This window comes from Lysinibacillus telephonicus (assembly GCF_039654155.1).
GTDB classification, from domain to species: Bacteria; Bacillota; Bacilli; order Bacillales_A; family Planococcaceae; genus Ureibacillus; species Ureibacillus telephonicus.
Genome location: NZ_CP155468.1, coordinates 2,261,594 through 2,282,905, shown reverse-complemented (window position 1 = coordinate 2,282,905; position 21,312 = coordinate 2,261,594). Strand labels below are relative to the sequence as shown.

General features: G+C 34.1%; 18 protein-coding genes. 11 read left to right on the top strand and 7 right to left on the bottom strand.

Annotated features, from left to right (window positions below; all coding sequences use genetic code 11):
• Positions 1–117: 117 nt before the first annotated feature.
• From tnpA to MKY04_RS10775, 4 genes are all read right to left on the bottom strand, one after another.
• Positions 118–591, bottom strand: a complete 474-nt coding sequence (tnpA, locus tag MKY04_RS10790) for an IS200/IS605 family transposase (RefSeq protein WP_346234657.1) — start codon at positions 589–591, stop codon at positions 118–120.
• Positions 592–772: 181 nt separating this feature from the next.
• Complete coding sequence (asnB, locus tag MKY04_RS10785) at positions 773–2,641, bottom strand: asparagine synthase (glutamine-hydrolyzing) (protein WP_346235859.1); 1,869 nt, start codon at positions 2,639–2,641, stop codon at positions 773–775.
• Between the two features lie 180 nt (positions 2,642–2,821).
• Entirely contained in the window at positions 2,822–3,931 is a 1,110-nt protein-coding gene (gene yfkAB / locus MKY04_RS10780; protein ID WP_126296098.1) for a radical SAM/CxCxxxxC motif protein YfkAB, read from the bottom strand.
• A 125-nt stretch (positions 3,932–4,056) separates the two neighbouring features.
• Positions 4,057–5,979: a right-handed parallel beta-helix repeat-containing protein gene (locus tag MKY04_RS10775; RefSeq protein WP_126296097.1), complete on the bottom strand. Its 1,923-nt coding sequence runs from the start codon at positions 5,977–5,979 to the stop codon at positions 4,057–4,059.
• Positions 5,980–6,241: 262 nt separating this feature from the next.
• Here MKY04_RS10775 and MKY04_RS10770 point away from each other — a divergent pair, with 262 nt between their 5' ends.
• From MKY04_RS10770 to MKY04_RS10740, 7 genes are all read left to right on the top strand, one after another.
• Positions 6,242–7,075: a DUF2785 domain-containing protein gene (locus MKY04_RS10770; RefSeq protein ID WP_126296096.1), complete on the top strand. Its 834-nt coding sequence runs from the start codon at positions 6,242–6,244 to the stop codon at positions 7,073–7,075.
• 21 nt (positions 7,076–7,096) lie between these two features.
• On the top strand, positions 7,097–7,651 hold the full coding sequence (locus tag MKY04_RS10765; protein ID WP_126296095.1) for a hypothetical protein: 555 nt from the start codon (positions 7,097–7,099) through the stop codon (positions 7,649–7,651).
• 217 nt (positions 7,652–7,868) lie between these two features.
• Complete coding sequence (gene acnA, locus MKY04_RS10760; RefSeq protein ID WP_126296094.1) at positions 7,869–10,571, top strand: aconitate hydratase AcnA; 2,703 nt, start codon at positions 7,869–7,871, stop codon at positions 10,569–10,571.
• Between the two features lie 592 nt (positions 10,572–11,163).
• Positions 11,164–12,438, top strand: a complete 1,275-nt coding sequence (ltrA, locus tag MKY04_RS10755; protein ID WP_346235040.1) for a group II intron reverse transcriptase/maturase — start codon at positions 11,164–11,166, stop codon at positions 12,436–12,438.
• Positions 12,439–12,662: 224 nt separating this feature from the next.
• A complete protein-coding gene (locus tag MKY04_RS10750) occupies positions 12,663–14,897 on the top strand; it encodes an S-layer homology domain-containing protein (RefSeq protein ID WP_126296093.1) in 2,235 nt (744 codons plus the stop codon).
• A gap of 250 nt (positions 14,898–15,147) precedes the next feature.
• Positions 15,148–15,417, top strand: coding sequence for a hypothetical protein (locus tag MKY04_RS10745; RefSeq protein ID WP_126296092.1), 270 nt, complete (start codon positions 15,148–15,150; stop codon positions 15,415–15,417).
• 438 nt (positions 15,418–15,855) lie between these two features.
• Complete coding sequence (locus MKY04_RS10740) at positions 15,856–16,455, top strand: nitroreductase family protein (RefSeq protein ID WP_126294843.1); 600 nt, start codon at positions 15,856–15,858, stop codon at positions 16,453–16,455.
• Between the two features lie 332 nt (positions 16,456–16,787).
• Here the strand turns inward: MKY04_RS10740 and MKY04_RS10735 are convergent, their stop codons facing one another.
• Together MKY04_RS10735 and MKY04_RS10730 are read right to left on the bottom strand one after the other, a co-directional pair.
• Complete coding sequence (locus MKY04_RS10735) at positions 16,788–17,081, bottom strand: YxcD family protein (protein WP_126294842.1); 294 nt, start codon at positions 17,079–17,081, stop codon at positions 16,788–16,790.
• Positions 17,069–17,530 (bottom strand): hypothetical protein, encoded by a 462-nt coding sequence (locus tag MKY04_RS10730; RefSeq protein ID WP_126294841.1) that lies wholly within the window; start codon positions 17,528–17,530, stop codon positions 17,069–17,071. Before MKY04_RS10730 ends, MKY04_RS10735 begins: the two co-directional genes overlap by 13 nt.
• Before the next feature lie 220 nt (positions 17,531–17,750).
• Between MKY04_RS10730 and MKY04_RS10725 the strand changes: the two genes are divergently transcribed.
• From MKY04_RS10725 to MKY04_RS10715, 3 genes are all read left to right on the top strand, one after another.
• Entirely contained in the window at positions 17,751–18,014 is a 264-nt protein-coding gene (locus tag MKY04_RS10725) for a YhdT family protein (protein ID WP_126294840.1), read from the top strand.
• Positions 18,014–19,453, top strand: coding sequence for a sodium/pantothenate symporter (gene panF / locus MKY04_RS10720; protein WP_346235880.1), 1,440 nt, complete (start codon positions 18,014–18,016; stop codon positions 19,451–19,453). Before MKY04_RS10725 ends, panF begins: the two co-directional genes overlap by 1 nt.
• 86 nt (positions 19,454–19,539) lie before the next feature.
• The gene (locus tag MKY04_RS10715; RefSeq protein ID WP_346235858.1) at positions 19,540–20,127 is read left to right on the top strand and encodes a hypothetical protein; all 588 of its coding nucleotides are present in this window, start codon (positions 19,540–19,542) and stop codon (positions 20,125–20,127) included.
• Between the two features lie 44 nt (positions 20,128–20,171).
• Here the strand turns inward: MKY04_RS10715 and MKY04_RS10710 are convergent, their stop codons facing one another.
• On the bottom strand, positions 20,172–20,543 hold the full coding sequence (locus MKY04_RS10710) for a nucleotide excision repair endonuclease (RefSeq protein WP_126294845.1): 372 nt from the start codon (positions 20,541–20,543) through the stop codon (positions 20,172–20,174).
• A gap of 234 nt (positions 20,544–20,777) precedes the next feature.
• On the opposite strand from MKY04_RS10710, the gene MKY04_RS10705 reads away from it, so the two are divergent.
• Complete coding sequence (locus MKY04_RS10705; protein ID WP_346235857.1) at positions 20,778–21,200, top strand: hypothetical protein; 423 nt, start codon at positions 20,778–20,780, stop codon at positions 21,198–21,200.
• Positions 21,201–21,312 lie beyond the last annotated feature (112 nt).

Below are 21,312 nucleotides of genomic sequence, written 5' to 3'. Positions count from 1 at the left end.
ATAACTGGTGGTTTGCTCTTCGCGTGAAACGCTGGGTTACTGGCTCCTGTCTAAAGACATTCTGAAAGGTCCGCCAACCGCACTTCGCTTCCTCACTTTGCCGCTAAAGCGGCTTTTTTATTTCTTTCTTCGATTGATTTCTTCTCCTGTGAAAGGGTCAATGAATTCTTTCATTGTCATTTGATCTTCCAGGATATCTTCTTGTAATTGATTTTTGATATATTCTTGTATTGTTTTTTTATTTCTTCCTACTGTATCCACATAAAATCCTCTGCACCAAAATTTTCTGTTTCCATATCGATATTTCAGATTGGCGTGTCGATCGAAAATCATTAAACTACTCTTCCCTTTTAAATAACCTACAAATCCTGAAACACTTAACTTCGGTGGAATACTTACTAACATATGAATATGATCGGGACATGCACTTGCTTCTATGATTTCCACGCCTTTTCTTTCACACAATTGTCGCAGGATTCTTCCTATATCTGCCTTTATTTGACCATAAATCACTTGTCTTCTATATTTCGGTGCAAACACAATGTGATACTTACAATTCCACGTTGTATGTGCTAAACTTTTCTTATCCATTTTGGAGCTCCTTTCGTACGAAGTCGGTTGACCAGACCTGACTTTATTGTACGACTGGAGTTTTTTTTATGTCCATAGCTATAAGCTTTCCGGAACCCCCTGCATAGCAGGGGGTTTTCATTTATACAACAAAACAAGCCGAAAAATCCACTTGAAGGATTTTTCGGCTTGTTCATTATTATTACACTGATAATGGTTTAGGTAATTCCTTGTTAGCTTGTTCATTTGATTTAACAAAGTATTCATCATACCAAACTAAGAACATGTAAATTGTCCATATCTTACGTTGGTGATTATGTTCTCCAGCTACATGTTCATCAAGTAATTGCAATATTTTATCTTGATTAAAGAAAGAATTTGCTGTTTGGCTTAGAAAAGCTGTACGAACTTGAGAAACAAATTGTTCATCACGAAGCCAATGGCGAATTGGAACAGGGAATCCGATTTTTTTACGATTCGCCCAAGCCTTAGGTAATGTACTGTTCGCAGCCTTCCTAAAAGCAAATTTTGAATTTTGTTCATTTACACGGAAGCGAGTAGGAAGTGTTGATGCAACATCCATCACTTCGCGGTCCAATAGAGGAACGCGTAGTTCTATGGAATGTGCCATCGACATTTTATCTGCTTTTAATAAAATATCGTCTACTAACCATAAATGTAAATCAAGGTATTGTTTTTTTGTTACGTCATCATATCCTTTAGCTTTTTCGTAGATTGGCATCACAATATCCTTTACAGAAGGTGCTTGCAAGAAATCTGATTTTAAAATTTCAGCCGCTTCATCTTCTTCAAAAATACGTGCTTGTCCAATAAACGTTTCTTCAACAGTGGAATTGGCACGTTTAATAAAATGAGCAATTCTACTATTTGGCAGTATAGATGGGATGAGTGAACCAAATGCTTTCACAAAAGCAGGTAAATTTTTATATTTTTTCATATTTGGAGTATCTGAATATAAATCATAACCACCAAAAAGTTCATCTGCACCTTCACCGGAAAGTACAACTGTTACATGCTCACTAGCTAAGCGAGCTAAATAATACAATGGAATAATCGATGGATTTGAGTGTGGCTCATCCATCATGTATTGAATTTTATTTAGATCATTAAAACATTCTATTGGATCTAATACTTTACTTACATTTTCAATGCCAAGCTCATTGGATAATTGTTTAGCATTGTCTATTTCAGAAAAATTCTCTGTACTAAACCCAACTGTAAATGTTTGATCTGGACGCAAAATTGATGCCACATAGCTTGAATCGACTCCACTTGATAAAAACGAACCTACTTTAACATCTGCAATTGTATGTGCTTTTACAGACTCTCGAACTACATCATCTATCTCTTCAACAAAGGAATCTAACTCTTTTTCTTCAGGGTTAAACTGTGGCTCCCAGTAACGACTTACAGTTAATTTTCCTTTTTGATATGTTAAGTAGTGAGCAGCTGGAAGTTTAAAAATTCCTTTAAAGAACGTTTCTTTTAACACTGGATATTGGAATGTTAAATATGGTTTTAATGCCTGCTCATTAAGTTCCTTCACGAAATTTGGATGGGGAAGAAAACTTTTAATTTCTGAACCGAAAAATAAAGTTCCATTCATTTGACCATAGTAAAAAGGTTTAATGCCAAAATGGTCTCTAGCAGCAAATAGTGTTTGATTATTTCGATCCCAAATGACAAATGCAAACATACCACGAAGTTTCTTTACTAAATCCGTTCCATACTCTTCATAGCCATGTAGTAATATTTCACTATCAGTATTTGTTTTAAAAATATGTCCCTTTGAAATAAGGTCTTCTCGTATTAATTGAAAATTATAAATTTCACCGTTAAAAATTAATACTAACGATTGGTCTTCATTATACAAAGGTTGCGAACCGTTGTGTAAATCGATAATACTCAGTCGGCGAAAACCTAGAGCTGCTTTCCCTTCAATGAAACTGCCACCACTGTCAGGACCTCTATGTATAATTTGATTCATCATGTTTTCTAAAACAGTAGAAGCATTTTCTACTTCGCCTATAAATCCTGTAAATCCACACATTATAATAATTCTCCTTACTTTTTCCTGATGTAAATATGACGATTATATTACAAAAAAGTTACAATTAATTTAAATTATTTTATTAGAATAATTTATAGCTTTTCATAGTTTAGTAAAAGAGTACAGAAAAGAAGAATAGATAAGATATATTAGAATATCTTATCTATTCAAAAATTAAAGTTATTTTACCGAACCACTTTTAAACTTTGAATCTTGATAATACATATTTTTAACTAATACATTTGGACCTAAGCATTTTACGGCAGGACAATGGCAGTTTAACGACTTTGCTAAATCAGTGTCAAGCCATTTATCAAATGCATCAGTCAGCGATTCTGTTTTAATATTCCCTAAAGCAGGTGTATCACCAAAATCTGTTACAATAACATCTCCTGTGAAAATATTTACATTTAATCTTGAACGGCCATCTGGATCGTTACGTAATGTAACATTTTTAGCATCACGTAAACGTTTTAATAAAGCTAAATCCTCTTCACTTTGACTACAAGGGTAAAATGGGAGCGTGCCAAAGAGCATCCATACAGATTCATCTCGTATGTCTAGTAAATGATGAATTGCATCACGCGTTTCTTCTAATGAAAGTGAAGTAAGACTAGAAGCAAAATCAGATGGATACATTGGATGAACTTCATGACGTGCACATTTCATTTCGTGTACAATTTGATGATGTATATGTTCGATGTATGGAATAGTTTTTTTATTTAACATTGTTTCAGCTGATACCATAACACCTTGTTCAGATAACATGCGAGAATTTTCAATCATACGATCAAAAAGGGCAGCACGTTGGTTGAATGTGGGTTTCCGTTCCATCATCGCAAAACCTGTTTCAACGAATTCCTCAATCGTACCCCAGTTATGAGAAATATGCAGCACGTCCAGATATGGTGCAATTTCTAAATAACGTTCCCCGTCAATTGTTAAGTTTGAATTCATCTGAGTTCGGATGCCACGTTCATGTGCATATTGTAAAATGGGTTTCACATAATTAGCAACAGATTTTTTGCTTAACATCGGTTCGCCGCCAGTAATGCTTAATGTTTTTAAATGAGGAATCTCATCTAATCTTTTTAAGATTAACTCTATAGGCAAACCTACTGGATCCTTCGGTTGTAATGTATAGCCTACAGCACAATGGGCACAACGCATATTACATAAAGTAGTTGTTGTGAATTCTATATTACTAAGAGTTAATTTTCCGTGTTGTTCTATATCTAAGTAAGCTTCCCATGGGTCAAACTTCGGTGTAATTTTTTCTAAAGTCGTCATAGTTTTCGATCTTCCTTTCCAGAAATTCATTTTCTCATACAAACATCTTTTCGAAAACTACTTTTGCTTCATTTAGAACATTTTACCGTGAACGGGGTAAATGAAACAAATTTCTAGCGGAATAATCAAAAATCTAACTGTTTTATAAAACTATGATTTTCACTGTAATAGACGTCTCCAACTTTATTTTCAACTATCGTTCTTGATAATTCGATTTTTGAAAAGTTAACAGCTTGAATATTATATCTAGACTTATTGTTCCGAATCATACTATCCGAAACAAAAACAGATGATTGATTTTGCGCAAAAATATCTGAATGATTTCCATCTGTTAATTGTACGCTTTTTAAATCGACAATAGACTCAAAATCAACCCATATTTGATGCTGGATATGTTTTGATATAAAACAATCCTGAATATATACTTCGCTATGATTTTGTATAAAGAGGGCATTACGACAGCCATCAAACAGTTCGCTATTTTTCAAAATTACAGAGCTGTCATTTACTACTATTTGTGAAAGCTCATGATTAAAAATTTGGCTATCAAATAAATAGAAGCTGGAGTTTCGCAGCACTTTTACTCCATATGAATTGCCATTATATATTTGACAATGCTCAAATCTTGCTGTTGACTGGTCGCAAATTTCAACTTGTACATTATGACTATCATAAAATTGACTATTTATCGCAACCACTTCGCAATCATTTACTATAAACAGACTTTTTCCATTAAATAATTCACTTTGTGCAATTAAAAGATGAACATTGGATTTACATGCAATATGGGGCATTTCATTATCGTAGAATTTACAAGAATCTACATCAACTTTTGAATCTGACATCGCTAGTATGCCATTGCCGACATTTTGAGTTAATACCGATTTAAAGACTATTAATTCTGATTTGAAAACTGTAATAGCAGAGTTTGCATTATTTGTAATTTCACTTTCTACGATAGCACAGTTGCCGAAATCTTCGATGCAAATACCTACATGATACCCTTCTTTTATTTTACTTTTTTTAATGGAGCAGATTGATTGATCAGAAATTGTTAACTGTGTGGAGCGATGACCGGTAATTACTGTTTCTAGAATATTGATAATTGATTCTTTGCTAATTTGAATCCCGAATCCTTCGCCTCCATTTATATGACAAAATTCTATATTCATTCGTGATTTTTTTGTAGCTTGAACATTGGCTTTTTTATGATCTGCTACATCACAATAAGAAATCTGTGCATCGCCATTGTCTCGAACGGATATTCCTACATCATTTCCATTCTGAATCGTACATTTTCTTGCAGTTAAATAGCCGCCGTGTGCGCAAATTTGGGAAAGGGCATTAGAGCGGAAAAGTGTCGATTGCAACGATGCTTCTCCAGCTTGTAATATTTGTAGACCAATGCCTTTTCCGTGCTCGATTGTACTTTCATAATCAAAGTACTTGGATTCCTCAACTATTATTTGGGTACTCAAATGATGATGTACATGGATGTTTTTCGATTGTAAAAGCGAGTAGTTTTTTATCCAAAATGCATGCTTTGCTTCAGAAAATGTACATTTCTCAACGCAAATTTGAGAAGACTCTGATAAAATTTGGACCTTGCCGTTTTTGGAGAAGGTACAATGTTCAAATATCGCTTTACTATTATTAATGACTGATACTGCCATTTCCTTTGCCTGCTCAAATACACAAGCATATGCATTTAACTTACCACCATCTACAGTAACGAGTACATCAGCTTTTTTTCCAATAAAACGACAATTATTTAGAACCGCGTCTCCTTCAATATACATTTGTGCTGTTGCTGCAATTGTTATATTTTGAATTGTTACTGATACATTTTTGGGAACAATAATTAATCCTTCAATAACTGTTTCTTCATTTTGATCGCCTGCAAGAACCATATTTTTTTCAAAACGTATTGATTCCTTGTATCTCTTTGGTTTTAACTGAATTAATTTTCCTGATTTTGAACCTTGCACCATCCGTTGTATTGTTTTATTATTTGAAAAAATTTTTGAAAAAACTTTTAATATTACCATCAATGGGCCCCTCCTAAATCTTTGTGAATATTCCTATTTTCACTAAAAAATCAAAATCTTAATCGTTATTATTAGAAAAAGACACCTTGCAAAAAAAGAACCCACGAATACTGAATACTTTTTAAGTAGGATTAGGTGCCTTTTTTATAAGGATTAACTTTTAATCTTTACAAAAAGAGGAGGGTGGAATACTTTCCTAGTAAAATAGTGATTCGAAGTTTACAATTGAAACGATATGTTTGATTTTTAGGAGGATTTTTAATTGAAAAACACATTACTAGAAATACTAAATATGAATATTAATGAACGTCAGCAATATATGGTTAATAATGGCAATGAATTGCTGCAAAACATGCTTTTACATATTGGACATCCAGATGATGAACTTAGAGATAAATTAAATTATCGTTTATTTATTGAATTATTATCGGAACAATTAATGACAATGGAACAGATGAAGCAGCTTTCCCTCACACTTTATGGAAAAGACTATTTATATTGTTCAATTGGAGAACGACATACGGATACGGTATTTACTAGATCATTTTCTGCTTTATGGCTTTCTGTTTTACTCCGTGTTGATAGTCAGCTGCACTTTTTGTCAAACGAAGAAGCTTGCCATATCTTAGAAGCTTGTACGCCATATTTAATAAGTGAAATGGATGTGCGCGGTTTTGTTGGAGAAGAACAGGGGTGGGCACATGCAATCGCACACGGTGCGGACTTAGCGAATGCGGTAGTAAGCCATCCATCATTCGATGTAAGACTTGCTCCAAAACTTCTGCAAGGCATTAAGGATAGTCTCTGGAAGGAAGCTGTTTTTGTTGATGATGAAGAAGAACGGTTAGTAGCTATTTTTGAAAAATTAATGATTCATGACTTTCCAGAAGAAATTTTAGTTGAATGGGTAGAACAAGTATTTGATAAGTTGCAATTTTATTTAATGGAAGTGGGTTATACTCCACAATACTTTAGAGCACGTACAAACACACTTCATTTTATGAAAACATTATATTTCACATTGAAATTCTCTAATAAAATGCCGCAGCTAAATGGTGTAGTTTCATTATTTATTGCTAAATGGATGAAACAGTAAAAACGAAAGAGGGTTAATTAGATGCGAAGTCGTTTTACAAGAATTATATATTTTGTTGCTGCTATTCTATTATTAGGTTACTTATTCAATTTATATTTTGTTCACTTTTCGGGTGATGGAAAGGATTCACCCCAAGAAGCATTGCCAACAGACGCTGATTATGAGTGGATTGAGGGACCAAAAACAGAAAAAGAACAGCGATACTTCTTTTTGTCGAATGGCAATTACTTTGGTACAGGTGTTGTTATAAAAAATTTAAAAGGGTGGAGTGAAGGAGATGGTTCATATTCTCCTTTACCTGATCCACTAGATGAAAATAAAATTACGGCTGCCTATTCAGACAGTAAAATATTGTTTGGACTCATTAAACCAAATGGAGAAGTCAAAATAAAAGTCAATGAAAAATATGCTGACATGATCGACTTATCTACACTTTCAGAGGATGTATTAAAACTGTATAAGGTTGAAGGATACTATATTTGGTTTATCGAACGATCAAAATTAGAGGAAAACAATCACTTTAACATTAAAGTTCTGGATGACGACGGGAATATACTAAGTGACTTAACAATTTAGCTTTGGCGATAATAGAGTTTAAGCATAACTTCTTTTGTTTTTTAGCAACTTCGGATATACTGATTTTTGCTGAGTGAATTACAAGGTCATAAAAATAACTTATCACAAAAGATAAAATTAATGTAATTTACTTATGTATATAAATACGATATGATGGTCATTGGAGAAAAGAAGCTTTGTTAGCCTTTTCGAATTATTAACTAGGGGGAGTACACAAATGGCAAGCAACTTACACAACAGCCGTTCGTCATTCGAAGTTAATGGTAAAACATATAACTATTACCGTTTATCTGCGATTGAAGAAGCTGGTATCGCGAACGTATCACGCCTACCATACTCAATTAAAGTATTATTAGAATCTGTATTACGTCAATATGACAACTATGTAATTAAAGAAGAACATGTAAACAACCTTGCAAAATTTGGCAACGGTGCAGATCCAGAAGGTGAAGTACCATTCAAACCTTCTCGCGTAGTATTACAAGACTTCACTGGGGTTCCAGTAGTAGTTGACTTAGCTTCTTTACGTTCAGCTATGAAAGAATTAGGTGGAGATCCAAATAAAATCAATCCAGCAATTCCAGTTGACCTTGTAATTGACCACTCAGTACAAGTTGACAAATATGGTAATGCTTCAGCATTACAAGCTAACATGGATTTAGAGTTCGAACGTAACGCAGAACGCTACAACTTCTTAAAATGGGCTCAAACTGCATACGATAACTTCCGTGCTGTACCACCAGCAACAGGTATCGTACACCAAGTAAACTTAGAATATTTAGCGCCAGTTGTTCACGTTAAAGAAAACGAAGATGGCACTTTTGAAACTTTCCCAGACTCAGTAGTAGGTACTGACTCACACACAACTATGATCAACGGTATCGGTGTTCTTGGTTGGGGTGTTGGTGGTATTGAAGCTGAAGCAGGTATGCTTGGACAACCTTCATACTTCCCAATTCCTGAAGTTATCGGTGTTAAATTAACTGGTGAACTTCCAAACGGTGCTACTGCAACTGACTTAGCATTAAAAGTAACACAAGTATTACGTCAACGTGGCGTAGTAGGTAAATTCGTAGAATTCTTCGGTCCTGGTGTATCTAAATTACCACTTGCTGACCGTGCTACAATCTCAAACATGGCTCCAGAATATGGTGCTACATGTGGTTTCTTCGCAATCGATGAAGAATCATTAAACTACATGCGTTTAACAGGTCGTGACGAAGAGCACATCGCAGTAGTAGAAAACTACTTAAAAGCAAACAGCTTATTCTTCGATCCAGCTCTAGAGCCTGTATACACAGACGTATTAGAAGTTAAATTAGATGAAATTGAACCAAACCTTTCTGGTCCAAAACGTCCACAAGATTTAATTCCACTTTCAGAAATGAAAGCTCGTTATCATGAAGCTGTTACTGCTCCAATGGGCGTACAAGGATTCGGTTTAACTGAAGATGAATTCTCAAAAACATCTACAATTAAATTTGCAGATGGCGATGTAGAAATGCCTACAGGTGCTGTAGCAATCGCTGCTATTACATCTTGTACAAATACATCAAACCCATACGTTCTTTTAGCAGCTGGTTTAGTTGCGAAAAAAGCAGTAGAAAAAGGTATTCAACCACCTGCATGGGTTAAAACTTCATTAGCTCCTGGTTCTAAAGTAGTAACAGGTTACTTAGAAGATTCAGGTTTACAAACTTACCTTGACCAAATCGGTTTCAACACTGTAGGTTATGGTTGTACAACATGTATCGGTAACTCTGGTCCATTACTTCCAGAAATCGAAGAAGCTATTAAAGAAAAAGATTTATTCGTTACTTCAGTTCTTTCTGGTAACCGTAACTTCGAAGGTCGTGTACACCCACTAGTAAAAGCTAACTACTTAGCTTCACCACCATTAGTAGTTGCTTACGCTTTAGCTGGTACTGTAGATATCGACCTACAAAAAGATTCTTTAGGTAAAGACAAAGATGGCAACGATGTATTCTTCGCTGACATCTGGCCTTCAACTGAAGAAGTTAACGAAGTTTTAAACAGAGTAGTAACTCGTGAACTATTCCAAAAAGAATACGAAACTGTATTTACTGCTAACGAAAAATGGAATGCTATTGAAACATCAACTGAGTCTCTTTACACATTTGATGAAAAATCAACATACATTCAAAACCCACCATTCTTCACTGGTCTTTCTAAAGAGCCTGAAGCAATCAAAGGTCTTGATGGATTACGTGTAATTGCTAAGTTCGGTGATTCTATTACAACTGACCATATTTCTCCAGCTGGTGCAATTGGTAAAGACACTCCAGCAGGTAAATATTTACAAGAAAACGGTGTTGCAATCCGTGACTTCAACTCTTATGGTTCTCGTCGTGGTAACCATGAAGTAATGATGCGTGGTACATTTGCAAACATCCGTATCCGTAACCAAGTAGCACCAGGTACAGAAGGTGGATTCACTACTTACTGGCCAACTGGTGAAGTTGAGTACATTTACGATGCAGCTATGAAATATCAAGCTAATGGCACTGGTTTAGTTGTATTAGCTGGTAACGACTATGGTATGGGATCTTCTCGTGACTGGGCTGCAAAAGGTACTTTCTTACTAGGTATTAAAACAGTTATTGCACAAAGCTACGAACGTATTCACCGTTCTAACCTTGTAATGATGGGTGTATTACCACTTCAATTCATGCCAGGTGAAAGCGCAGAAACTTTAGGCTTAACAGGTAAAGAAGAAATCTCTGTAAACATCACTGACGATGTAAAACCACGTGATATTTTAACTGTTACAGCTAAAGCTGAAGACGGAACAGTTAAAGAATTCAAAGCTCTAGCTCGTTTCGATTCAGAAGTAGAAGTAGACTACTACCGTCATGGTGGTATCCTTCAAATGGTACTTCGTGCAAAAGCAGCTGAATAATAATAGGGAAGGTAATCGTACACTGAAAAATACTTTTAGTTTACAATTATCCGTCCAAAAAAACAGGTTGACATGTTCAACCTGTTTTTTTATGTGTGCCAGGCATGGCAACTATCTAGGTGGTGAAAGTCCACTGTGGAGGTACACATCGACCAACCACTAAGGAAGCGCAAGGTACTTATCGCGAGATAAGGGCTGGAGGAAGCGTGGAATAAAATCTTGGCTCGACGAACAGAAATCTGATACCAAGGCTCTACAAAGGGATAAGACTCCATAACAAGTTAAAGTCCAAAAGATGTGCGTAACTTTGCAGAGTAAATCAGGCGAGTAAAAGAGGAAAGATAGTTGTCTTACCCTGGGAGGTCTTGCGGATGTACATAGTTACAGTCGAAAACGGTTAGTCGCAAGAAGTCAGCAGAAGCCATAGTAATGACCTTTGGTCATGAAGGGCTGAACAATTTATAGTGTTTCAACGCCACAAATGCGTAAGTAACGGACTCCGAATGTGTTAATGGTGAAAGTATGAGCGTATCTCAAATGATAACCAAAATGGAGATATTACTTACTACGTAAGAGGAAAGGAGAAACGAGTGTGCAACTATTAGAAAAGATTCTAAGCAATCAAAATATGAATGAAGCCTACTTACGTGTCTATAAAAATAAAGGTGCAGGTGGAGTCGACGGAATAACGGTTGATGAACTTAAAAAGTATCTGAAAGAGAACAAGGATGAGCTACGTCAGCGCATCAGAACCAAAAAATACCAACCACAAGCTGCCTTACGAGTGGAAATCCCAAAAGAAAATGGAAAGATGCGCAAACTGGGAATACCAACAGTAGTGGATAGGGTAGTTCAACAGGCAATTCATCAAGTACTCAGTCCGATATTTGAAAAAGAGTTCAGTGAATACAGTTACGGTTTTAGACCAAATAGAAGTTGTGAGATGGCAATCATAAAAAGCCTCGAATTTCTGAACGATGGATATGATTGGATAGTGGACATTGACCTTGAAAGATTTTTCGACACAGTCAACCATGATAAACTCATGCGAATTATATCCAAAACAATCGATGATGGAGATGTCATTTCTTTAATAAGAAAATACTTGGTCAGTGGGGTCATGGTAAAGGGGAAATATGAAGAAACACCGATTGGAACCCCACAAGGAGGAAACCTTAGCCCACTGCTAAGTAACATAATGTTGAATGAACTGGACAAGGAACTAGAAAATAGAGGACTCCAATTCGTGAGATATGCGGATGACGTTCTTATCTTTGTGAAGAGTGAGAAAGCTGCAAACAGAGTAATGGAATCAGTCGTGAAATTTATAGAAAAGAAATTAGGGTTGATTGTCAATACAGAAAAGAGTAAAATCGCTCGTCCAAAAGACTTGAAATTTTTGGGGTTTGGATATTACTACGATTCAAAAGATAAGAAATATCAAGTCCGACCACATCCAATTTCAGTACAGAAATTTAAAAGGAAACTTCGACAACTAACAAAACGAAACTGGAGCATTCCGTTAGACTACCGAATACTGAAACTAAAACAAGTAATATTTGGTTGGGTAAATTATTTTAGAACTGCAAACATGAAAACGGCTATGCGTAAAATTGATAAGAAACTACGCTCAAGAATAAGGGTAATCATTTGGAAACAATGGAAGGTACCAAGAAGACAGATAAGGTCGCTAATCCAATTAGGTATACCCGAAGAAGAAGCCAAAGGCTTAACATTCTGTAGGAAAGGTTATCGATTTATCGGATTATCGAAAGTTGTTCATAGAGCAATCTCTAATAAAAGACTAAAGCAGAGGGGAATACCCTCTGCTTTAGAACGTTACTTAGAAGTTCACACTGTGATATAAATTGAAACGCCGTATACGAGACCCGTACGTACGGTGTTGTGAGAGGGGCGAAAATAAGTCAACTTATTTTTCCTCTACTCGATTTTTATAAATAGTACAAAAGAATTATTTTCAGAAATTACATAATTTTAACATTATAATAGTTAGTATTTTTTAATTCTTTCTTGTAAAATAGTTAATAGGAATCTGTTTCTAAATTCCCATAATATTGGAGGGCTTATTGAATGAATTTTGACAAAAATCGAAACAAAATTTACACTGCAACTGTAGCATCTTCTATTGTTGCTTCTGCTTTACTATTAACTCCTGTTCAAGCGGAGTCCATTTCATTTAAAGATGTATCTACATCTTCCTCTTACTATGCTTCTATTAATCAACTAGTAGAATTAGGAGCAATTTCTGGTTACCCGGATGGGACATTTAGACCAGATGAATCTCTAACTCGTGGACAAGCAGCTAAAATTATTGCTCAAGTTTTACAACTTGATGGGGCAACTGCTACAGATCCTAAATTCACTGATGTTCCAAAATCACATCAATATTACAAAGCAATTTCAGCATTAGCAGAATCTAAAATTATTGGTGGATACGACGATAATACGTTCAAAGTAAACAATGTTATTACACGTGGACAATTGGCAAAAGTAATTGCTCAAGCATTTGAATTACAACCAAAAAATAATGAAGAATTGCCTTTTACTGATGTAACTGATAGCTATAAGCCATTTGTAAAAGCCCTTTACGATAATGGTATTACAACAGGCACTTCTGAAACTACATTTTCATTAAATAAACCTGTTACTCGTGGACAAGCAGTAACTTTAATTACACGAGCTTTAAACTCTGTTAAAGATACTGAACCTGATACGACTACATCTGATACTGCTACATTCGATTTAACAATTATGCACAGCAATGATACACATGGACGTGTTGAAAATGCTCCAAAACGTGCTACTGCAGTAAAAGAAGTTCGTGCAGAAAATCCTAATGCTTTATTGCTAGATGCAGGTGATGCAAATAGCGGGACTCTATATTCTAATGAATTTAAGGGACAAGCCGACCTTGCCTTCCTAAATTATATGGGATATGATTTCATGACTTTTGGAAACCATGAATTTGATTTAGGATCAAGCCCTGAAGGCCACCAAGCATTAGTTGATTTTATTGAAGCAGCTAATTTCCCATTTGTATCTTCAAATGTTGATTTTTCAAAAGACTCCAAGTTTACTGGATTATTTAATGATTTAATTTCTAGTGAACCTGAAAATGGAAAAATTTATAGTGGTATTGTAAAAGAAATTGAAGGAGAGAAAGTAGGTATTTTTGGTTTAACAACTGCTGAAACAAAAGATATCTCTTCTCCAGGAAGCATCGTTTTTGAGAATTATATTGAAGAAGCTGAGAAAGCGGTAAAGGCATTTGAAGATTTAGGTGTGGATAAAATTATTGCTTTAACTCATATTGGTTACGATGACAGTGCTGACTATGATAATGACTTAATTTTAGCTCAATCTGTTGAAGGCATCGATATTATAGTAGGCGGTCATAGTCATACTAAATTAGAGGAACCAGTTGTTGTTGATACAAATACAACGGGTGAAGCAAAAGATGCAACGTTAATCGTACAAGCATACCAATATAGTGATTACTTAGGTACACTTGATGTAACATTTGATGATAAAGGTGTAGTTGTTGATTTCGAAGGTAAATTATTAGAGTTAGCAAACTATGCGGATGATCCTAAAGCATTAGAAATTTTAAAACCATATAAAGATCAGGTAGATTCAGTACAAAATGAAGAAATCGGTGTAAGTGCAATCTCTGCATTAGAAAACCCACGTGTATCTGATGAAGGAAATACTGATCAATTAAGTGTCCGCAAGAACGAAACTGCACTTGGTAATATTATTACTGACGGTATGCTTTCTAAAGCAAAACAATATACAAATAAAGAAGTTATTATGGCTGTACAAAATGGTGGTGGAATTCGTGCAAGTATTGGCGAAGGACCAATTACTGTTGGAGAAGCGATAACTGTACTTCCATTTGGTAATACATTAGCGATTATGGATGTAACAGGTGCAGAGTTAAAGGCAGCATTTGAAGTTAGTGTTGGCAGCTATCCAGATGAGAATGGAGGTTTCCTACACGTATCTACAGGAACTAAAGTAGAATTCGATTCTTCAAAACCTGCTGGAGAACGTATTGTATCAATTACTTATAAAGATGCAAGCGGTAATGATGTTCAAATTGAAGATGATAAAACTTACACAATTGCTACTAATGCATTTACTGCTAAGGGTGGCGACGGCTATGATATGTTTGCTGTTGCCTATGCAGATGGTCGTGTAACAGACTTAGGTTTATCCGATTGGGAAAACCTTGTAGAACATTTAAAATCAATTGGTGATATTACACCAACAGTTGAAGGCCGTATTGTTGATGTTGCAAAATAATTTTATGTACTAATAAAATGATTATATAAAATAGCTCATAACCTATTTGATATTCATTTTAGTTCAGGAACCGAGATCGTCTAAAATGACGATCTCGGTTTATTCTACATCCTTAAGTGAGTTTTTATGATGCATCATGAAAAAACGATAATATTACATATTATAGAAATTTTTTATTGGAAAATTTACATACTGTTAATTAAAATAAAATAAGTATATATATGATAATAGAAAAGTATAGGGAGGAATTATGAAGAAAAGATATAGCATTTTTGCAAAGTTTCGAGATGGCCGTTACTTTTATTTAAACTTCAATGATCCAAAAATATTGGATTGTTTAAAACAAGTTCCTCCTCCAGAAGGATTACTAGCAATTGCTAAATGGCCAATCAACACTCATGCAGAAATCGAATTTTTTGTTGAATTAATCAATGGCAATATTAGTTATTATTTTTTAAAAGACTCCATTACTAACATAAGAGAAACTGTTACATTTAATAATACAGAGTTGGATAATTAATTATTAACTATGTATCAATTATTTTATAGATAGTGAAGGGGCTGTATTAAAGCTCTGTTCGTAAAAAATATTAGTACTAATCTGCTCATGATAGTTTTTAGAAGAGCAGATTTTTTTATTATAAAAGTAAAGTGAACGGTTTTCCATTGATTGCAAAATGAAGAGTGATTCTAAGCAATATTTTCACTTATAACGCTTACCATATTGGATTAAATCGTCCAAATTCTGCAAAAAAGTAGGCAACCAATACAAGATGAAATAGTAAGACATTTTATATTACGCCCTAAATAAAAGTGTGCTTCACAGAAAAAAGGTGTTCTATCGTAGTATTATTTTAAAAAATAAGAGGAATATTACTATAGGAGCCAAATATGTGGATGAACAATTCTACTAAAGAGCGTACAAGTAATTTAATGAAAATTTAGGAGGAAGTAAATTATGAAGAAAGATTTTTACACTGTACTTAAAGAAAGACGTTCTTACTATGGGATTAATAAAGATGTACAAGTATCAGAAGAAAGAATTAAAGAAATTGTAGAATTTGCTGTAAAATTCACCCCGTCAGCTTTCAATTCTCAATCTGCACGTTTAGTTGTATTATCAGGTGAAGCACATAATAAATTATGGGATATTACAACTGAAACATTAAAAAAAGTAGTTGGAGAAGGAAATTTTTCAGGAACTCAACAAAAAATGGATTCTTTTAAAGCTGGTTATGGGACTGTTTTATTCTTCGAAGATGAAGCAATAGTTAAATCACTTCAAGAACAATTTGCTTTATATGCTGAAAACTTTCCAATTTGGTCAAACCAAGCATCAGGTATGCATCAATTAGTTGTATGGGCAGCATTAGAAGCAGAAGGATTAGGTGCATCTTTACAACACTATAATCCGCTAATCGATGATGAAGTGAAAAAAGAATGGAACATCCCTGATAATTGGAAGCTTATTGCACAAATGCCATTTGGTAATCCAACAGCTACACCAGGTGAAAAGGAATTCCAACCACTTGAGGATCGTGTGAAATTTTACAAGTAATTAATTATGAAATAATTTTAAACCAGTATCCTCACGGAGCTGGTTTTTTTGATGATAAATCATTGTTCTTGTAGATGTTATGAAATTCCAGTATGTAAATCCAATGAAGGGTATTAGGTTTAACCTAATAGGATTGATACTATGTACTAGGTTAATAAGCAAATAGACGAGTTGTAATATGTTTCATAATAATCAATCAATGTTTAAATACTGGAAAAATGCTATTTATACTAAAGATTTTCAAGTATTTTCACAGAAACAGAAAGAAAATAACAATAAAGAGGGGACCAAAAATGATAAGTTTTTGATCCCCTCTTTCAGTAAGTAATTTATTACCACTCAATATTCGCAATAATTCCTTCATCATCATGCAAGTCTAAAACAATACGTGCTGATATAGAATCACGATTTAATTGTTCATCAATATATAAACGAATAGCTGTAATAAAATTAACTGTATTATAAAAATCCATTTGTCCATTTACATAAGCTTCAGCAGTAAACCCTGAAGCATCGTCATACATTAATTCGACTTCAACAGCTTGTGGTTCTACATTTCTAAACTTTGCATGAAACAAACAAAGTGCATTAATTACTTCTTGTTCTGATAATGTTATCTTTTCCAAGTGTCTGTTACCTCTTTATTCTTTCTACGAGTCAACATTTGATAAATTTTTATACAAATAAATACGATGAAAATAATAGCAAATGCATTAATTGCAAATCCTAAAATATTACCGATTAACCCCATATCCGAGAATAGACTACCAAATAGCAGCCCAGCTATACCACCAACAAATAAGCCTTTCATAAGACCGCCAGTTGTGAAGCCGCCCGCTTTTGTAGTGCTAGTATTCGATTTATTTGTTGTAGTAGTGGATTTATTCACTGTTGAATTTGTTCCGGAATCGTTGTTTTGCATATAGTTACTTGAACCTGTATTATTGTTATAGCTTTTCTTTCCAGACTTGTACGATTTTGCTTCTACCGTTTGAACATCATCTAAAAGAATAACTGTTCCTACACTTGAGAAAGCTAAAGTGAAGGCGATAAATATTGCTGAAAGTTTTTTCATTAAGTAATTCCTCCATTTATCTAATTACACTATAAGTATATCAAATTATATTAAATGAAAAAAATAAATACTCTGTTTGTTCAATGTTTTACGTATTTCGTAACAAAATGAGAAAGAAATGAACTTATTAGAAAATCTTCCATTTCTATATGTGACAAAGTATGATAGAAAAGTGAATAAATTCTATAAAAGTTTTTAGGAAATGAAAGGATGAAATAGGTTGCAAGATAAACGTTTTAAAATTGCAAACCGTGAAGCATTGATTGGTATAGTGCTTGTCGTGATTAATTTCGCAATTTGGTTTGGGTTTGCCTATGGTTTGGGTTCAGGTAATCCAACTGAATATACGTATGTTTTTGGTTTTCCTGCCTGGTTTTTCTATAGCTGTTTTGCGGGCACTATTTTTATGATTGTCCTTATTTGGCTTGCAATCAAATTGTTTTTCAAAGATATTCCATTTGACGATGAGGAGGAGCACCTATGATTCATTGGCAAGTGATTATCCCACTTTTGATTTTTTTAATTATTATTTTTTGTATAGGCTTTTGGGCTAACAAACATGTACGCTTATCCAAATCCTTTTTACAGGAATATTTTCTAGGCGGTCGTGAAATGGGCGGCTTTCTATTAGCTATGACTATGATGGCTACATATGGCAGTGCTTCAAGCTTTATTGGTGGACCTGGTGTGTCTTACAACTTAGGTTTAGGCTGGGTTTTACTTGCAATGGCACAGCTGCCAGCGGGATATTTTGTATTAATGATATTAGGTAAAAAATTTGCCATCCTCTCACGTCGTTATGAAGCGATTACATTAATAGATTTTCTTAAAAAAAGATATGAAAGTAATACTGTAGTAGTACTTTCTGCAATCAGCATTATTGTATTTCTATTTGCTTCCATGACTGCTCAATGGGTTGGGGGAGCAAGATTAATTGAATCGTTGACTGGCTTAAGTTATACAGTGGCGCTGCTTATTTTTGCGGTGACAGTACTAATATATGTTATTATCGGCGGATTTCGTGCAGTAGCATTAACAGATGCAATGCAAGGGTCAGTTATGCTAATTGGAACAATTATTTTATTAATCGGAACAATTATAGCAGGTGGGGGATTAGATAATATTATGAATTCCCTAGTAAATGAAAACCCACAGATGCTGTCTCCTTTTGGATCTGATGGATCACTTACGCCACTTTATGTTTCTACTTTTTGGATATTAATTGGTCTTGGTGTAGTAGGATTACCACAAATTGCAGTTCGTGCTATGAGTTATAAAGATTCAAAAAGTCTACATCGCGCGATTCTTATAGGCACAATTGGCATTGGAACGATAATGTTTGGGATGCATGTAATCGGAGTTCTTGCACGTCCGGTAATACCAGGAATTGAAATTGGTGATAAAGTAATGCCTATGCTTACACTTGAAGTATTGCCGCCGTTACTAGCTGGAATTGTACTTGCTGCTCCAATGGCTGCAATTATGTCAACTGTTAATGCATTGCTTATTTTAGTCAGTTCAACAGTAGTAAAGGATTTATACTTAAATTTTATTCACCCAAATGCGACAGATAAGCAAATTAAGACAAGAAGTTTTTGGGTTACAACAATAATAGGACTAGCTGTTGTATTCTTCGCAATGAAGCCTCCTGAATTTTTAATTTGGTTAAATTTATTTGCATTTGGTGGTTTGGAGTCTGCCTTTTTATGGTCAGTTGTATTTGGACTTTATTGGAAAAAAGCAAATAAATATGGAGCTATTGCTTCCATGATTACCGGCCTAGTTTTGTATATTTCTATTGATCGATTATCTCCGCATATTTTTGGGATGCATACTGTAACGATACCTGTATTTGTTTCCTGTATCGTTTTTGTTATTGTAAGTCTTGCAACTCATCAAAAGTCAGAACTTGAGAACATCTAACTTTTAATTAATCTCTTCAAATTTAATTGGGAACTTTCTTGAGGGAAATGGCTCAAAAAATAAAACTTGGAAAGGGGTCATTTCATATGGCAAATAAAGCTACGAAGCAATATAACGGAATGATTTTATTAACAGGCTATTTACAGCGGCTATTTGTTGCAGAAACTATTTATCGTAGGCTTAACGAACCTCATGATCCAGAACGCTTTGAAAAAGCGAAATCTTTATTAGATGAAGCATATACAATTGTGCAAGTATTTGAGAAAACTCAATCCTTAACATATGAGCAAAAAGAACAGCTATTATTGATTGTTAAAAAAACAGAAAACCTCATGGCATCTTACTTTAAAGAAGAAACAACTTACTCCTTTCCACAGAAGATTGCTATAGTGGGCTCTTCTTTATATGCAGAGCAGCATGTCAATTCAGGAATTGTGCGTTTAGGAGAGATATTTAAAGTTGAGGTTAATAGAGATTTCCACATGCGAATTAAATTCTATGAACAAAGAACAAAGGTAATCGACTATTTAGTTTATTCAATTGAAAACAAAGAACAGCCTGTAGAACAAATAATGAAAGCTATTGATTCATGGTTTAACGATGTAATGAGAAACAAAGAGTTTATACTGAATGATTTAAATCAAATACCACAAATGCTTGAGCATGAAAAATAATAAAAAAGCGAGTCGAAAATTTATTTTCGATTCGCTTTTGAATTTTAATAAAACACTTTATCAATATTATATTTTGCGCGGAATGTATTAATTGCGTAGGTTTCGTATATTTCACGTTCCATTGGGTCTTCAATTTCATACACTTCGATTTTATAAATTTCATCACGATGATTTTTCATCGGTGATACATTATCTTCGAAGTGTTTTTTAATACGCTGACGAATCTTCCGTGCTTTTCCAACAAAAAGCAGCTCGTTTGCCTTATTATAAAAGAAGAAAATGCCGCCTTTATCACGAGTAATTTTATGGAAATCTATAAATCCGTGGAAAGGTGTAATTGGCACATCGCCTTCTTTTAATTCTTGTTTACGTTGATAAATGACAACATCGGGTTTTGGAAATTCAATTTTAATCAAGCTAATTTCACGTCCTTTATTTGTATAGATTTTCATGCTACCATAACTTCCAATGAATTGCTAGAAAGGAAATATTCTATAGGCTATAATAAACCTTCTTATCATTAGTTTCTCACATTTTTTATATTTATATGTGTAAATCGCTTTATGACTTTATAAACAATCCACATTAGGTTCTTTTATTTAATTGTGTGTTAATATAAATTAAAAACCAAATAATGGGGATGGGTATAAATGGCAGTTTTAAATGATAGATTTTTTAAGGCTTCTAAAACTAGCTTGGAGTTTAAAATAATAGAAGTCGAGTCCTTATCGAGTAAAATAAAAATTATATTTAATAGCGGGGAACACCAATTAGAATTTGAATTTTTAACCTTAAGAGAAGATGTTGAGATGATTTATGAATTGATTTTTAATCACTGGGATGAATTATTAAAAGGTGGCGTGTGGGATGCAACTGATCCTTCGTTTTCATTTTCGATTTTTGAAAATAAAAGTGAAATAATTAATGATAAAATATATCGATTTCAATTTTGGATTGACGCAGGTGAATTTAATTGTAGAAGATCTACCGGATCAGGCATCGGGATAACGATATATCAAGATAGAGAAACTATTGAAAAATTTGCATTACAGTTAAAAAAAGAATTAGGATAGAATTTAAATTTTTTTGTAAAGACTAGTGGTCCTAATTATTAAAATTGATAAAGATACATACAAAGACATTTAAAAAAATCCCAATAAAACAGTTATTGCGCTATACTAATAA

What these genes read in the sequence shown, in the direction of transcription:
- tnpA (WP_346234657.1), bottom strand. Translation starts at nt 591, where the DNA reads ATGGATAAGAAAAGTTTAGCACATACAACGTGGAATTGTAAGTATCAC.
- asnB (WP_346235859.1), bottom strand. Translation starts at nt 2,641, where the DNA reads ATGTGTGGATTTACAGGATTTATAGGCGAAGTAGAAAATGCTTCTACT.
- yfkAB (WP_126296098.1), bottom strand. Translation starts at nt 3,931, where the DNA reads ATGACGACTTTAGAAAAAATTACACCGAAGTTTGACCCATGGGAAGCT.
- MKY04_RS10775 (WP_126296097.1), bottom strand. Translation starts at nt 5,979, where the DNA reads ATGGTAATATTAAAAGTTTTTTCAAAAATTTTTTCAAATAATAAAACA.
- MKY04_RS10765 (WP_126296095.1), top strand. Translation starts at nt 7,097, where the DNA reads ATGCGAAGTCGTTTTACAAGAATTATATATTTTGTTGCTGCTATTCTA.
- acnA (WP_126296094.1), top strand. Translation starts at nt 7,869, where the DNA reads ATGGCAAGCAACTTACACAACAGCCGTTCGTCATTCGAAGTTAATGGT.
- MKY04_RS10750 (WP_126296093.1), top strand. Translation starts at nt 12,663, where the DNA reads ATGAATTTTGACAAAAATCGAAACAAAATTTACACTGCAACTGTAGCA.
- MKY04_RS10745 (WP_126296092.1), top strand. Translation starts at nt 15,148, where the DNA reads ATGAAGAAAAGATATAGCATTTTTGCAAAGTTTCGAGATGGCCGTTAC.
- MKY04_RS10740 (WP_126294843.1), top strand. Translation starts at nt 15,856, where the DNA reads ATGAAGAAAGATTTTTACACTGTACTTAAAGAAAGACGTTCTTACTAT.
- MKY04_RS10730 (WP_126294841.1), bottom strand. Translation starts at nt 17,530, where the DNA reads ATGAAAAAACTTTCAGCAATATTTATCGCCTTCACTTTAGCTTTCTCA.
- MKY04_RS10715 (WP_346235858.1), top strand. Translation starts at nt 19,540, where the DNA reads ATGGCAAATAAAGCTACGAAGCAATATAACGGAATGATTTTATTAACA.
- MKY04_RS10705 (WP_346235857.1), top strand. Translation starts at nt 20,778, where the DNA reads ATGGCAGTTTTAAATGATAGATTTTTTAAGGCTTCTAAAACTAGCTTG.